This is a genomic window from Blastocatellia bacterium, from assembly GCA_035275065.1.
Taxonomy (GTDB): Bacteria; Acidobacteriota; Blastocatellia; order UBA7656; family UBA7656; genus DATENM01.
Genome location: DATENM010000102.1, coordinates 91,885 through 106,162, shown reverse-complemented (window position 1 = coordinate 106,162; position 14,278 = coordinate 91,885). Strand labels below are relative to the sequence as shown.

The 14,278-nt window shown below is 60.8% G+C and carries 15 protein-coding genes and 1 tRNA gene; 1 reads left to right on the top strand and 15 read right to left on the bottom strand.

Translation table 11 applies throughout. From position 1 onward, the window contains the following. Window positions 1-41: 41 nt before the first annotated feature. The 11 genes from VJ464_22900 to purL form a co-directional block, all read right to left on the bottom strand. On the bottom strand, window positions 42-518 hold the full coding sequence (locus VJ464_22900; GenBank protein HKQ07993.1) for a CheR family methyltransferase: 477 nt from the start codon (window positions 516-518) through the stop codon (window positions 42-44). Beyond that, window positions 515-1,078, bottom strand: coding sequence for a chemotaxis protein CheW (locus VJ464_22895; GenBank protein ID HKQ07992.1), 564 nt, complete (start codon window positions 1,076-1,078; stop codon window positions 515-517). Before VJ464_22895 ends, VJ464_22900 begins: the two co-directional genes overlap by 4 nt. A gap of 17 nt (window positions 1,079-1,095) precedes the next feature. Further along, window positions 1,096-1,581: a hypothetical protein gene (locus tag VJ464_22890; GenBank protein ID HKQ07991.1), complete on the bottom strand. Its 486-nt coding sequence runs from the start codon at window positions 1,579-1,581 to the stop codon at window positions 1,096-1,098. Next, window positions 1,578-1,835 (bottom strand): hypothetical protein, encoded by a 258-nt coding sequence (locus tag VJ464_22885; protein ID HKQ07990.1) that lies wholly within the window; start codon window positions 1,833-1,835, stop codon window positions 1,578-1,580. The genes VJ464_22890 and VJ464_22885 overlap by 4 nt, the downstream gene beginning before the upstream one ends. A gap of 7 nt (window positions 1,836-1,842) precedes the next feature. Further along, on the bottom strand, window positions 1,843-2,211 hold the full coding sequence (locus VJ464_22880) for a response regulator (protein HKQ07989.1): 369 nt from the start codon (window positions 2,209-2,211) through the stop codon (window positions 1,843-1,845). A gap of 11 nt (window positions 2,212-2,222) precedes the next feature. Further along, window positions 2,223-3,026: an EAL domain-containing protein gene (locus VJ464_22875; GenBank protein HKQ07988.1), complete on the bottom strand. Its 804-nt coding sequence runs from the start codon at window positions 3,024-3,026 to the stop codon at window positions 2,223-2,225. 32 nt (window positions 3,027-3,058) lie between these two features. Then, window positions 3,059-3,439, bottom strand: coding sequence for a response regulator (locus tag VJ464_22870; protein HKQ07987.1), 381 nt, complete (start codon window positions 3,437-3,439; stop codon window positions 3,059-3,061). Window positions 3,440-3,805: 366 nt separating this feature from the next. Continuing rightward, window positions 3,806-5,155: a sigma-54 dependent transcriptional regulator gene (locus VJ464_22865; GenBank protein HKQ07986.1), complete on the bottom strand. Its 1,350-nt coding sequence runs from the start codon at window positions 5,153-5,155 to the stop codon at window positions 3,806-3,808. Between the two features lie 36 nt (window positions 5,156-5,191). Continuing rightward, window positions 5,192-7,273 (bottom strand): PAS domain S-box protein, encoded by a 2,082-nt coding sequence (locus VJ464_22860; GenBank protein HKQ07985.1) that lies wholly within the window; start codon window positions 7,271-7,273, stop codon window positions 5,192-5,194. A 215-nt stretch (window positions 7,274-7,488) separates the two neighbouring features. Next, a tRNA-Pro gene (locus VJ464_22855) sits at window positions 7,489-7,562 on the bottom strand. A 65-nt stretch (window positions 7,563-7,627) separates the two neighbouring features. Next, window positions 7,628-9,922 carry a phosphoribosylformylglycinamidine synthase subunit PurL gene (purL, locus tag VJ464_22850; GenBank protein HKQ07984.1) on the bottom strand — a complete coding sequence of 765 codons (2,295 nt, stop codon included), beginning with the start codon at window positions 9,920-9,922 and terminating at the stop codon, window positions 7,628-7,630. Window positions 9,923-10,140: 218 nt separating this feature from the next. On the opposite strand from purL, the gene VJ464_22845 reads away from it, so the two are divergent. Beyond that, window positions 10,141-10,830 carry a hypothetical protein gene (locus VJ464_22845; GenBank protein ID HKQ07983.1) on the top strand — a complete coding sequence of 230 codons (690 nt, stop codon included), beginning with the start codon at window positions 10,141-10,143 and terminating at the stop codon, window positions 10,828-10,830. 10 nt (window positions 10,831-10,840) lie between these two features. Here VJ464_22845 and purQ read toward each other — a convergent pair whose 3' ends face one another. From purQ to VJ464_22825, 4 genes are all read right to left on the bottom strand, one after another. Next, window positions 10,841-11,548: a phosphoribosylformylglycinamidine synthase subunit PurQ gene (gene purQ, locus VJ464_22840; protein ID HKQ07982.1), complete on the bottom strand. Its 708-nt coding sequence runs from the start codon at window positions 11,546-11,548 to the stop codon at window positions 10,841-10,843. Between the two features lie 72 nt (window positions 11,549-11,620). Then, window positions 11,621-11,878 (bottom strand): phosphoribosylformylglycinamidine synthase subunit PurS, encoded by a 258-nt coding sequence (gene purS / locus VJ464_22835; GenBank protein HKQ07981.1) that lies wholly within the window; start codon window positions 11,876-11,878, stop codon window positions 11,621-11,623. 69 nt (window positions 11,879-11,947) lie between these two features. Further along, entirely contained in the window at window positions 11,948-13,276 is a 1,329-nt protein-coding gene (purB, locus tag VJ464_22830; protein ID HKQ07980.1) for an adenylosuccinate lyase, read from the bottom strand. Between the two features lie 154 nt (window positions 13,277-13,430). Next, complete coding sequence (locus VJ464_22825) at window positions 13,431-14,225, bottom strand: MBL fold metallo-hydrolase (GenBank protein HKQ07979.1); 795 nt, start codon at window positions 14,223-14,225, stop codon at window positions 13,431-13,433. Between the last annotated feature and the right edge of the window lie 53 nt (window positions 14,226-14,278).

Sequence of the window (14,278 nt, the reverse complement as noted above, 5' to 3'; positions counted from 1 at the left end):
GGCGATGACCTCAACGAGACGTGATTCTTGAGGCCGGCGCGCTAGCCCAGGCCCGCTTCAGAATCACAGAGGGGATTATCGGCTGGAAAGCGCGACAGCAGACTCATGGCGATTGAGTAAGGCTCCTCGCCGGTCGAGCAGCCGGCGCTCCACACCTTGATATGCTTCGGTCGCGCGCCTTGTGCCGCCTCTGCCAGCCATCGCGGGTAGACCTGCTGATCGAGAAACTCAAACTGCCGCGGCTCGCGGAAGAAGGCCGTCTCGTTGGTGCAGATCAGGTCGAGCATAATCACTTGCTCGCGCCCGTCGCCGGCTTTCATCTGGCGGTAGTACTCGCCGAAGGAGTTCAGGCCCAGCTCGCGCAGGCGGCGGGCGAGACGCCCGACCAGCAGCGCCTTCTTCATATCGGAAAGGTAGATGCCTGCTTCCTTGAGGACGAAGGCTTGAAAAAGCCCGAACTCGCCATCGCTGATCGGTCGAATGAGGCTTTCGCCGGTGTAATCAACCGAACCGCTCACGGCGCTTGCGCCTCAGCGCCGCCGGCCATGCCTTCAGGCGTATCCGGTAGGAGGTCGCCTTCAGGCGCGGTCGTCTCGATGGCTTCTTCGGCCACCAGCGACGCCGTCGTCAAGTCGGCGCTCGACAACACGCGCTCGATGTCGAGGATGAGCACAAACTTCTTCCCGGCTCGGCCCAGGCCCAGCAGATGATCCGTGCAAACCGGCGTGCCGAATGCCGGCGGCGCTTCGATATCGTTAGGCCGCAGCTCGATCACCTGGCAGACGGCGTCGGCCATCACGCCCATCACAATCGGCTCGCCCTCAAGCTCGACTTCGACGATGACGATGCACGTCCGCCTGGTGAGGCGGCTGTCGCCGAGCCTGAACTTGACCGCCAGATCGATGACCGGGACGACCTTGCCGCGCAGGTTGATGACGCCGCGAATGAACGCGGGAGCCTGCGGCACACGCGTCAGCGTGTCGAATTCGAGAATCTCCTTCACCTTGAGAATGCTGACGGCATACTCTTCTTCAGCGATCAGGAAGGTGAGAAATTGCGTCTGGTCTAATAATTCCATCGCGCCTTGCCTCCTTCCTAGAAATGCCTGAACTCCGGCTCCTCGACCGGCCGCGCCGTGCCGTGGCCGTTACGTTCCGCGCTCGCCCTTGCGAACGCTGATCGAGCGACGGCCTGCGCATGCCCATTGTGGTGGAGGGGCCTGCTCGTCTGCGGCAGCCGGAACGCCGCGTGTGTCGTCTCCTCGATGCGGAAGAAGCTCATCAGGTTGAGCAGCGACTTGGCGTTCTGCTGCTCGACCTCGATGTAGCGCCCGGAGAACTGCCGCTTCTCACTTTCAATCTGCGCCAGCTCCTGTTCCAGACGGCTCTTCTCTTCGCGGACGCGCTTCAGCTCGCCGTCGATCATTAGCAACTGCTGCTCGGCCTGGTCCTTCTCGTCTTTCATCGAGCCGAGCAACTGGCGCAACTTTTCGTTGTCGCCCAGCAGCGCTTGCACGTAGCTGGTCGTGTCGTCGAGCACGCGGTAGACGTAGTTCTTCTGGCCTTGCTTATCATCGCTCATCTCCCCCTCCTTCTTTTCAGGGCGGCCCTGGCGAATCGCCGCGCCCGGTAGTTTGCAAACCAGGCGCGGCAGTGGTGCTGCAACCCATCGGGCTGGGCGCTGTAAGAGGCGAAGGCCGCTAGCGGGTGCCAGGTCTTACAGCCCGAACACCATTTCTCGCCGGCCTCTTGATGCCTGCGGTACTCTTCAGCCGTCATCCCCAGTCGCCCGATGACATCTTTGGGGACCTGTAGTTGTCGAAATCTCACCGCCATAGCTGCCTCACTGGCCGATATAGTTCCTGACCTTGGCGAGCAGCTCGACGGTGTTGATCGGCTTGGTGACATAGTCTGTGCAGCCGTTGGCGAACGCCGTTTCGACGTTCTGCACCTCGCCGCGTGTGGTCACCATAATGATGGGGATCAAGCTGAAGCCGGGAATTTCCTTGATATGCTTGCACGCCTCAAGCCCGTCCATCTTGGGCATCATGACATCCATCAGGATCAGGTCGGGCTGCTCGGCAATCGTCGTGGTAATCGCCTCCTCGCCGTTTTTGGCGGTGACCAGGTCGTAGCTCCTGGTGAGAATCATCTTCTCCATCAGCAGAATCGTTTCCGTATCATCGACGAGCAGAATCTTCTTTCTTGTCATGCGTTTCGTCCTTAACTTTCATTCAGATTGCGGGGGTTCGTCAGGGCCAGGTGATTCGCCGCCAGGGTGAAATGCGTCGCGCCCTTGCGGACGCTTTCCATCAATGCCGTTCGTGAGAGTGGTCGAAAGAAGAGGAATCCCTGAATCAGGGTGACGCCGAGGCGCATCAGGGTTTCGAGCTCCGCCGGAGTTTCGACGCCTTCGGCAACCACCTGCGCGCCCCTTCTGCCTGCGAACAGCATGACGGACTCGATGATGGCCTGCCGGCACGGGTCCGCGTGACAGCCTTTGACGATGTAGCGATCCAGCTTCAGCTTTTCCGGCCCGCAATCGATGACCATCTGGTAATTCGATTGCCCAAAACCGAAGTCATCCAAAGCGATCTTGATCCCGGCCTTTCTTAGCTCGCAGAGCGCGTTCAAGAAGGCCGCCTGATCCCAGTAAGGCGTGTGCTCGACGATCTCGATGGTGATCCTGGGAAGCGCGATGGCGTGTTGTTCGGCAAGCTGCGCGAGGTAGGCCGGGAAGTCCGGGTCTCGCCCAAGCGTCGAGGCATGAACGTTGACGCAGAGATTCTCGGCCAGTGGCAGCATGCCGGCTTCGTACAGTATGGCCGCGACACAGGCGCGGTCTACCAGACTCTCGGCCCGCTTCCTCCGACTATACTCGAAGAGCAGGTTGGCGGCTTCAAGGTTCGTCCCCTTCGGGCCTCTCACCAGACATTCCAGCGCATGCAGCCGCCACCACCCTTCGACGTATTCGAGAATGGGCTGGAACAACACCGTCAGCGCGCCGGGCTCAAGTATCCTGTCCAACAGACAATGGTTCCCCACAAACACTTCCTCATTTATCTCGGCCTGCTCTCATCGAGGGCGAAGACAATTTGCGCCAACTGCGGCAGCGGGATGGGCTTGCGCAGGAAAGCATCAACCCCGCGCCCCATCGCTTCCTCCTCAATTTCCAGAGAACCGTAGGCCGTTAAGATGATGATTTGCGTCCGGGGGCAGCGTTCTCGAACGAAAGCGACTAACTCAATCCCTTCCGCCCCATTAATTCCGGTCAATCGCAAATCGGCAATGACTACCGAGTATTGAATGTTCGCCAATAGTGCTTCCGCCTCTTCAAACTCACTGGCACAATCAACCTCATAGCCATGCATCATGAAGTACTCTTTGATTGCAAAAAGAATTGGCTCTTCGTCGTCTACGACGAGAATTCGGTCAACCATTTAATCTCATTCCCTTGGGCCGATAGCGTGAATCAATTCCCAGGCCGCTGCGAAAGCGCCCGCGCATCGCCGCCGGCAGGCGTTCGCCGTCCTGCGCGGCGACCCCGCATAGCGGCGATGCCGATTGCTGAGCTGGCGGGCGCTTTCGCTGGGCCACACAAATCTCGACGCAAGGCAACTCGACAAAACGTACTCGTCAGCCCCTCTGGCTAGCTCCTAGCTGCCTCGCGCCTGCCCCTACCTGGCAAGCACGATGCCACGTGCGGCCCGTCAAGAAGGGTGTGGTTAAGTGGTATCTCGGACAGGAATTAAGAGGCCGGGTCGGGCAGACGCGGTGCGGCGAGGTCTGAGATTCAGAAACCGATTCTAGAATCTGGATAGGACTAAGCCATACTTTTTGATTTTCTGATAGAGCGAGCTTCTGGGGATGCCCAGTCGGCTTGCCGCCTGATCGACTCGCCCGCGCTCCTCTTCGAGAATGCTTTCGATATACCAGCGTTCCATCTCGTTCAAGGTGAGGTTTGAGCCCTGCGACCAGGCGGAAGAGGAGTGGTCGTCGAAGCGCAGGTCCTTGGCGTCGAGGACGTTCTGATCGCCGAGCAGGACGGCGCGCTCCAGCACGTTGCGCAACTCGCGAATGTTGCCGGGCCAGGAATAGCCTTGCAGCGCCCGCTCGGCCTTCGCCGTTAAATCAAGCTGGCCGCGCCCCAGGTCTGCGGCCAGGCTGCGCAGTAACAGCCTGGCCAGCTCAGGGATGTCTTCGGCGCGGTCCCGCAAGGCCGGCACGACAAGCGGCAGGGTGCTGATGCGAAAGTAGAGGTCGCTACGGAATTTATTCTCTTTCACCAGCCGCGCGACATCCTGGTGCGTCGCGGCGATCAAGCGGATGTCGACGCGGCGGTCGCGCACGTCTCCGAGGCGGCGGAAGGTTTTCTCTTCGAGTACCTTTAAGAGCTTCGGCTGCACTTGCTGATCAACGTCGCCGATCTCGTCGAGGAAGACCGTGCCGCGGTGCGCGACTTCGAGCAGCCCCTGCTTGCTGGCGACGGCGCTGGTGAAGGCGCCCTTCTCATGGCCGAATAGCTCCGTCTCTAAGAAATCACGCGACAGCCCGGCACAGTTCAGATCGACGAAGGCTTCGTCGGCGCGCGGGCTGTGGTTGTGCAGCCAACGCGCCAGCACCCCTTTGCCCGTCCCTGTCTCCCCCTGAATCAAGACCGGGCTTTCCGCCGGCAGAATTTTATTCGCCTGCTCGCCGAGCTGGCGGATGGCGGCGCTGCTGCCGAGAAACGGATCAACGGCCTCGCGGGCCTGCCGGGATTTTCTGGCAAGCTGCTTCTGCCGGTTGCGTGTATTCTCTTCGACACGCTGCAAGAGGACGAGCAGCGTTTGCAGCTCGATGGGCTTGGTGAGCAGGTGCTCGGCGCCGACTTTGATGGCCTGGATGGCCAATTCAATGGAACCGTGGGCGGTCAGAATAATGATGGGGACGGTGGGGTCCAGGGCTTTCAGACGCGGCAGCAGCTCGATGGCGTTGCCATCAGGAAACAGGTAATCAGTGAAAACGGTATCGGGCGAAGCCGCTTGAAAGGCCGCCAGAGCGCTCTGGCAGCTATCGGCTTCCTCGACTTCATAGCCTTTGATTTCCAGGAAATTGCGAATGCCAAAGCGCACTCCCGCTTCGTCGTCAACGACCAGCACTTTGGTTCTCGGCATAAGCCAATCTCCTTTCCGGGTTGCGGGGGGTAATGCCTATGAAATGATTGTCGCACTGGCGGATGATGGCTCGATGCCTTGAAACCGCAACTCCACGACTGCGCCGCCCTCGGCGCGGGTCCTTGCCGAAACCTGACCGCCGTGTTCTTCCATGATGCGGCGAACAATGGACAGGCCGATGCCCGTGCCGCCGCGCCGGCGTGTGAAAAATGGCTCGAATATTTTCGGCAGCTCTTCGGTGCGGAACCCCGGCCCGCTGTCGCTGACGCGACAGTCGATCCAGCAGGCGCCGCCCCAACTGACTTGCTCCGCCTCAACGGTGACGACGGCGTCTGCCGCCGAATGCTGGACGGCATTCTCGATGACATTCTGAAAAGCCTGTGCCAGGCGTCGGCGGTCCATCATGACCGGAGCGAGGTCAACGCCGACGCGGTTGACGATCTTGACCTGCGAGCGCCGGGCCAGCGCCTGGCAGGAGCGAACGGCCTTGGCGACGACTTCGCCGATTGGGCCTTGTGAGAGGTCCAGCTTGAAAGGCTTGCCATATTCCAGAAGGTCGCGCATCAGATCATTCAGGCGCTTGAGCTCGCCGCGCAGGATGTTGACGTATTGCCGATACTCCGGCTGCTCGCCGAAGCGCGCCTCGAAGGCATCGAGCGTCGCCGAGATGCTGAACAGAGGATTGCGCACTTCGTGAGCGACACCGGCGACGAGCGTGCCCATCGCCGACATGGTTTCGCTGCGGCGGAGCGACTCTTGCAGCTTGACCATTCCAGTGATTTCGCGGGCGGCAATGATAATGCGGTCGTCGGCGTCCTCGCCCGCCAGCATGTTGGCGGTAATGTACCAGGCGGTTCCGTGCGACTCGTCCTGGACTTGCGCCGAGACCGTGCGGCGGTGTTCGTGGATGCGACGGACGAGCGCCGCCGATTCTTGCCAGGGCTGGCCGCCGCCGAGGGAGGTGGTGGCCTTGCCGATGACCTCGTCATAGTTCAGTCCCGACAGCTCTTTCGCCGCCCGATTGAGTCTGACGATCCGGCCTTCCAGGTCGAGAATCAACAGGGAGGTGTCAACGGAATCGAAAGTCCGCCGCCACTCCTTCGCCGACCTGTGGATGGCCTCTTGAAGCTGCGCCTGTTTCTCTTCAGCCTGCTTGCGCTCGGTGACGTCGTTGACCACGCCAAGCAGGCATGGGTCGTTGTCAAGCTCGATGATCTCTGCCGACAGCATCATGACCCGCTCCTCGCCATTCTTCATTCGACAGCTCATTTCCACATCGCGTAAATATCTCTGCGTTTGAATCCTCTCGGCCAGCGCCGCCCGCCTGGTGGGAGTTTCCGACAGTCCGAGCTCGAACCCAGTCCGTCCGATGATTTCCTGGCGGCTATAGCCGGTGGCGCGCAGGAGCGCTTCATTGACCTCGATGAAGCGGCCCTCCGCCAGCGTGGCGATACACATCGGATTCGGGCTGGCCTTGAAGGCTTTCGAGAAGCGTTCTTCGGTGGAGCGTAATTGCTCTTCGACGCGCTTGCGCTCGGCCAGCTCGTCGCGCGCCCGGCGCAGCGCTTGATTCAGGCTCGACATCCACAGGCTCAACAGGACGGCGGCTAGAAAAGTCCAGACCCCCTGCTCGACCATCAGCTCGACAAGCGTGTATGAGGCAGGATGACGGGGCAGTAGGTTGCGAGATATGGCGTAGACAACCAGCGCGTTCTCTACCAGACTCAGGGCGGCGAAAAGGAATGCCATACGCCCCCCAAGCAACAGGCCCGTAATCATTACCCTGACGGTGATCGCTGCGATGTTGTCGGGCTGAAGCCATGAAACCCCACCCCACACCAACATCTGGATCATCCACATGGTGACGACGAAAAAAACGCAGGCGGCGCGGACATGGCCCTTCCGCAATAGCACCCAGGCCCCGATGATCATCGGGTAGCGCATCAAGGCGCGCAGCGGACTCTCTGCGGGTAAGAAGATCGGTTGCGCGATCAGGTAGAGGTTGATCACGATAAAGCTAGCTAGCAGGATAGTGTTAAGAAAGGCTGCCTTGCGTGTCTTCTCGTCGTCGTCCGCAAAGACAGGGGGGGCTAGAAACTTGCGGATTGAGGCAATCATTTTCGGCCGTTCCTTCAGGGATGTTCTTCCCTTTATTGCGTCGCTACCTGTGAAGAGCCACCAACTTGCTTGAGGGAATAACGAGCGACGGCAGGCAGGAGCAATATTGGGCGACGCCATTATTCCAGCATGCTCTCAGGGATTGCAAGGCGAAAGCGTGGACAAAGAAAAAGCGGAAGCCTTGTGAGCTTCCGCTTTTCTTTAAGAGTTGAGAGTCGGGGCGATAGGATTTGAACCTACGACCTCTCGGTCCCGAACCGAGCGCTCTACCAGGCTGAGCCACGCCCCGTTTTGGCAGACCAGTATATTACCTGCCCGTTTGCTGAATTGTCAAAGCGGCTTTTCTCAACCGCTTCAACTGGTCAGGCTCTCTTCCGCGGCGATCAGCGAAGGGACCTCCAGCGCCTCGGGTAAGATGTCGCGCCAGGCCGCTTCGATCTCTGCGACCGGACGATTAATGACCGTTTCGCCGTTGACCGCGAGCCGCAGGCGCTCGCCGCCCGTGCGACCGATCACCGCTGCCGCAATCTGCTGCTCGCCGGCGATCTCCAGAATCGCTTCGACATTCGTATCCGGCGCGGACAGAACGATGCGCGATGGCGTTTCGGCGAATAACAGCGCTGCCTGTGAGAGCTCGCCTTCGAGGTTTACCGCAAAGCCGACCGCAGGCTTGCGATAACTCGAAAAAGCGCACTCCGCAAGCGCCACGCTTAGCCCGCCGTCCGCGCAGTCGTGCGCCGATTCAATCAGGCCGGCTTGAATCACCTTCAGGCAAGCGCGCTGGACGCGGCGCTCCAGATCGAGGTCAAGAGTCGGGACGCGACCTTGCAACTCGCCGCGCGTCACCAGCGCGTATTCACTGGCGCCGAGATCATCAGCCGTCGCGCCCAACAGGATGATGGCCCGGTCATCGTTCCGAAACCATTGCGTCGTCACCTGTCGAGCGTCTTCGATGACCCCCACCATCCCGATCACCGGCGTCGGATGGATGCCGCGCCCGTCGGTTTCGTTATAGAAACTGACGTTGCCGCCGGTCACAGGTGTTTCAAAGGCCCGGCAGGCTTCGCTCATGCCTTCGATGACTTCGCTGAATTGCCACATCACCTCCGGGCGTTCGGGCGAGGCAAAGTTCAAACAGTTGGTCAGCGCCAGCGGGCGCGCGCCGCTCACCGTCAAGTTGCGGCAGGCTTCGGCGATCACCAGCCGCGCGCCGGCGCGCGGCTCAACCGCGCAGTAACGCGCGTTCGAATCGAGCGTCATCGCCAGCATACGGCGCTTTTCCTTAATGCGAATCACCGCCGCGTCCGAGCCCGGCGCGACTACTGTATTGGTCCTCACCATGTGATCGTACTGGCGATAGACCCACTCTTTCGAGGCGATGGTCGGCTGTGCAATCAGCCGTATGAAAGTGGCCTCCAGCTCGGCGGCCGACTGCTCGACCTGTGTGACCTCTACCGGCGCGGGCGCGTCGGGCTGCTTGATCGGCCGATGATAGACCGGCGCTTCATCCGTCAGCGCCGTGTTCGGGATGTCTGCGACCACTCGCTCGCCGTGCTTGATCCGCAGGTGGCCGTCATCCGTGACCCGGCCGATGACCACGGCGTCTAGCTCCCACTTGCGGAAGATATCAATGACTTCGCGCTCGCGTCCGCGGTCAGCGACAATCAGCATGCGCTCTTGCGATTCCGACAGCATGATTTCATAAGCCGTCATGCCGGTCTCGCGTTGCGGCACCAGCTCGATATTGATCTCAATGCCATTGCCGGCGCGCGCCCCCATCTCGCTTGACGAGCTAGTCAATCCGGCAGCGCCCATATCCTGTATGCCGACGATGGCGCCGGCCTTCATCGCTTCGAGGCAGGCTTCGAGCAAGAGCTTTTCGAGAAACGGATCGCCAACCTGCACGGTCGGGCGCTTGGATTGGGCCTCTTCGCCGAACTCTTCGCTGGCCATCGTCGCGCCGTGAATGCCGTCGCGCCCGGTCTTGGCGCCGACATACATCACCGGGTTGCCAACACCGGCGGCGCGGCCATAAAAGATCTGCTCTTTGCGCATCAGGCCGAGCGTGAAGGCATTGACCAGCGGGTTGCGCGAATAGCAATCCGCGAAGCGCACTTCGCCGCCGATGGTCGGCACGCCGAAAGCGTTGCCATAATCGCCGATGCCTTTGACGACGCCCGCCACAATCGAGCGGTTGCGCGCCGTCACGGCCTCCGCTTCATCGCCTGCCGCATCGCTAGCCGCGAGCGGCCCGAAGTGCAGCGAATTCATGGCCGCAAGCGGGCGCGCGCCCATCGTGAAGACATCGCGCAGAATGCCGCCCACGCCGGTCGCCGCGCCCTGGTAAGGCTCGATGAATGACGGGTGGTTGTGCGATTCGATCTTGAAGGCGGCGGCCAGCCCCCCGCCAATGTCAATGACCCCGGCGTTTTCGCCCGGCCCTTGCAGCACCCCTTCGCCCGTGGTCGGCAAACGCTTCAGATGAATGCGCGATGATTTGTAGGAGCAATGCTCTGACCACATCACCGAAAAGATGCCAAGCTCGGTAAACGTCGGCGCCCGTCCCAGCAATTCGATGACCCGTTTGTATTCGTCGTCGGTGAGCCCGTGACTGCGAATGATTTCAGGGGTAATGACTGGTTCCTTCATACGATATGCCCGGCTCGTCAAGCGGGGTTGGAAAAGTGACGGTCAGTCTACCCGACCGCTGCCGCTTAATCAAGCCGACCCCATGCGATGGGCTATCCTCTGTCTCAGGTGATGGCGGCAGACAAGGCGGGCGGCCCGTCCTTGCGCAAGCGAAAGGCGTTCACGTAAGCTAATCACGAGTTATGCAAGAAGCGACCTGTAACCGTTGCGGCGCGAGTGTGATTTTATCGGCAAAGTTCTGTCGTCAGTGCGGCAACCGTCTCGACGAATCCGAGATGACGACGCGGTCGCTCGACGCGCCGGGTGCCGAGCCGCCGCCCTTCGATCACCCGACGCGGCCGGCTAACGCCGGCTTCACTTCGCCGACCTATCCGCCGGCGGTCGTTCCGCCGGTGATCGGCAGCGCGCCGCCGTCGAACAACCGGACGGCGTTGATGGTGATACTCGGCATCCTGATGGCCTTGCTGATCGGCGGCGGCGTCATTGCCTTCGTGGTCTTCGACAGCTTCTCGCGTCCGCCCTTGCCTCCACCCTCGCAGCCCCCGCCCGTGGCCTCAAGTCCTGGGCCGCCACCGCCGGCGGGTGGCATCATCCCGCATCCGCCCACTCCCGCGCCGCCGCCTCCACCACCGGGCAGTGTGAAGACGACGCTCGACGCCTCGCTGATTTATCCCGGCGCCGAGGTCGCGATGGAAGTCGCCAGCCCCGACGGCGGCGTGACGCAACTACACACCGCCGACGATATAGATAAGGTTGTGGATTGGTACGTTGAAAAGATTAAACCGAAAAAGCATGTCAATATGCCGGGCGGCGTACTCCTCGACGGCGAACCGACCAAGGTATTGATCATGTCCACCGGCGATGGCACCAGCATTCAGGTGATACGCAAGGGCAAAGATAGCGACTAGGCCGCAGTCTTTAGGACGCCTTTGCTACCTCGGCCAGTGTGTCGGCGAGTGAAAAGAAGATAATCCGCCCGTCTTGACTGCCAAGCAGCATGTCGCTGGCGCGCTCCGGGTGCGGCATCAAGCCGAGCACGTTACGCTCGCGGTTGCAGATGCCGGCGATGTGGTCGAGCGAGCCGTTCGGGTTGCTCGCGCGGTTCGTCCGGCCCTGCCCGTCCGAGTAGCGAAAGATGATGCGGTTGTCGCGTTGCAGCTCGGCGAGCGTCGCGGCGTCGCAGTAATAGTTGCCATCACCGTGAGCAATCGGCACCGATAGCACCTGCCCCGTCTGGCAATGGCCGGTGAACGGCGTGTCCGTGGTTTCGACGCGCATGTTGACGTGACCGCAGATGAACTTCAGGTTGGCGTTGCGCAGCAGCGCCCCCGGCAATAGGCCGGCTTCGCAGAGAATCTGAAAGCCGTTGCAGATGCCCATCACCAGCCCGCCGCGCGAGGCGAACTCTTTGACCGCGCCCATAACGGGGCTGAAGCGAGCAATGGCGCCAGTGCGCAGATAATCGCCGTAAGAAAAGCCGCCCGGCAGGATCACCGCATCGCAGCCGTTGAGCGTGCTTTGCCGATGCCAGATGAAGTCTACAGGCTGGCCGACGACTTTGCTGAGGACGTGATAAGTGTCGTGGTCGCAATTGGAACCCGGAAACACGACGACGCCGAATTTCATCGCTCTCAATCCCTTCCGTGATGATCTGGAGGCTGTACCGTTATCTAGACTTGCCTGGTAAGCCACATTATCTCACGAAGCGGATTCCGAATCTAGCTCGACGCGATAGTCTTCGATGACCGGGTTGGCGAGCACATCATGCGCCATGCGCTCGACGGCGGTGCGGGCGTCTTCGACCGATAGCGACTGGTCAAGCATCACTTCAAAGTATTTGCCCTGACGCACGTCGGCGATGCCGCGATAGCCAATCGTTTCGACAGCGTGATGAATCGCTTTGCCCTGCGGGTCGAGCACGCTCGGTTTCAAAGTGACGTAGATTTTGGCTTTCATAATTCCAGGAGTCAGGAGTCGGGAGCCAGGGGTCAGAATAAAAGCGGCGGCGGTTGCCGCCTTCCTTGTTCATTCCGACTTCTGGTTCCTGACTCCTGACTTCTCTCCTCCAAAAACTCTTTCGAAAATCTTATCCACATTGCGGAGATGGTGGCGCAGGTCGAAGAGCGCGTCGAGGTCCGCGGGTGATATGCGTTCGGTGACCTGCGGGTTGTGCATCACCAGCTCGCGGAAGTTGGCGCCTTCGTCCCAGACGCGCATCGCCATCGGCTGGACGACTGTGTAAGCCTCCTCGCGCGTCAGACCGCTGGCCGTGAGCGCCAGCAGCAAGCGCCCGCTCGCCGTCACACCGCCCAGCGATTCGACCGTCTCGCGCATTCGTCGGGCGTTGACTATCAGCCCGTCAATCAACCAGATGGTTTTCTGCAACAGGTAGTCGGTGAGGATGCACGAGTCGGGCAGGATGACGCGCTCGACCGACGAGTGCGAGATGTCGCGTTCATGCCAGAGGGCGATGTTTTCAAACGCCGCTTGCGCATTGCCGCGCACGACACGGGCCAGTCCGCAAATCTGTTCCGAAGTGACCGGGTTGCGCTTATGCGGCATGGCCGACGAGCCTTTCTGGCCGGCGGAAAACGGCTCCTGAGCTTCGCGCACTTCGGTGCGTTGCAGGTGGCGAACTTCAAGCGCGATCTTTTCAAGCGACGCCGTGATGATGGCCAGCACGGAATGAAACTCGGCGTGGCGGTCGCGCTGAATGACCTGAGTAGAAATCGGCGCGGCCTTTAATCCAAGCTTCTGACAAACGCGCTCTTCGACTTCGGGGTCGAGGTGCGCAAAGGTGCCGACCGCGCCGCTGATCTTGCCGACGCTGACGGTGTCGCGCGCTCGCCGCAAGCGTACTTTATTGCGCTCGTTGTCGGCGTAATAAAGCGCCAGCACCAGCCCGAAGGTCGTCACTTCGGCATGGACGCCGTGCGTGCGGCCCATCATTACCGTGTCTTTGTGCTCGAAGGCGCGGCGGCGCAGGGCGTCGCCCAATCGGTCGAGGTCTTTCAACAGAAGGTCGGCGGCCTCGCGCATCAGCAGCGCGTTGGCCGTGTCAACGACGTCTGAAGATGTCAGGCCGAAGTGAACGAAGCGCGATTCGGGGCCGATGTTCTCCGCGAGCGCCGTCGTGAAGGCAATCACATCGTGGCGCGTGGTGCGCTCGATCTCGGTGATGCGCGCGACGTCGAAGCGTGCTTTCTGCTTGATGACTTCGACGGCGTCGGCAGGGATGGTGCCCATCTCTGCGTGAACCTCGCAGGCGGCGATCTCCACGTCGAGCCATTTCTGAAAGCGATTCTGCTCCGTCCAGATCGCGCCCATTTCGGGCAGTGTGTAGCGTTCAATCATAAGAGTCAGGAGTCAGGAGTCAGGAGTCAGGAGTCAGAATAAATAAGGAAGGGGAGTCTAAAAGATAGAATAAAAGCGGCGGACAAGCGTACTGGCTGCCGCCGACTTCCTCTTCCATTCTGACTCCTGACTCCTGACTCCTGACTTCTTCTTTTCATAGCTCGAACCACTGGGTTGCGCGGTCGTGTTGCGCGACCGTGATGCGGCGCTCGGCCTCCGGGTAAAACGACGGGCCGCGCGCTTCTAATGCTTGCAAGGCCGACAGCCGCGCCAGCTCCGGGTGATTGCATTGCCGCGACAGGTGCGCCAGTACAATATGCGCGGCGCGGCCGTCAAAATCTTCTTTCATCCAGCGCGCCATCTCGTCGTTCGACAGATGGCCGGTGTTGCTGGCAATGCGTTGCTTGAGCGGCCAAGGATACGGCCCGACCTTCAGCATGTCGCGGTCGTGGTTCGCTTCGATCATCACGAAGTCGCAGCCGCGCAAGCGTTCGGCAACCAGTTGCGTGATGTAGCCGAGGTCGGTGACGATGCCGACCTTGATGCCTTCGGCCTGAACCGTAAAGGCGAAGGTGTCTATGCCGTCGTGCGGGATTGTGAACGGGTGGAATTCGAGGCTGCCGATCTGGAAGTCCTGACTTGACGAGATCGCTTCGCCCCAATGAATGCCGTCGCCGGCGGCAGGGAAGTGGCACTCTTCGCGCGTCGCCTGCGAGATAAAGACCGGCGCGCTAATCGTCTTTGACATCACCCGCACGCCTTTGACGTGATCGGCATGCTCGTGGGTGACGACAATGCCTGAGAGCCGCGCCAGATCAATGCCGGCTTCGCTCATGCGCCGCGCCGTTTCCTTGGCCGACAACCCGACGTCAACGAGCACGCCTGTCTCGCCCGCTTCAATAAAAAGCGCGTTGCCGGAACTGCCGCTGCCTAAGACGATGAGTCTCATGGATTAGTAAGCAGGAAGCAGAAAGTCCTTCCCCGTCCCGTAGGGACGCAATG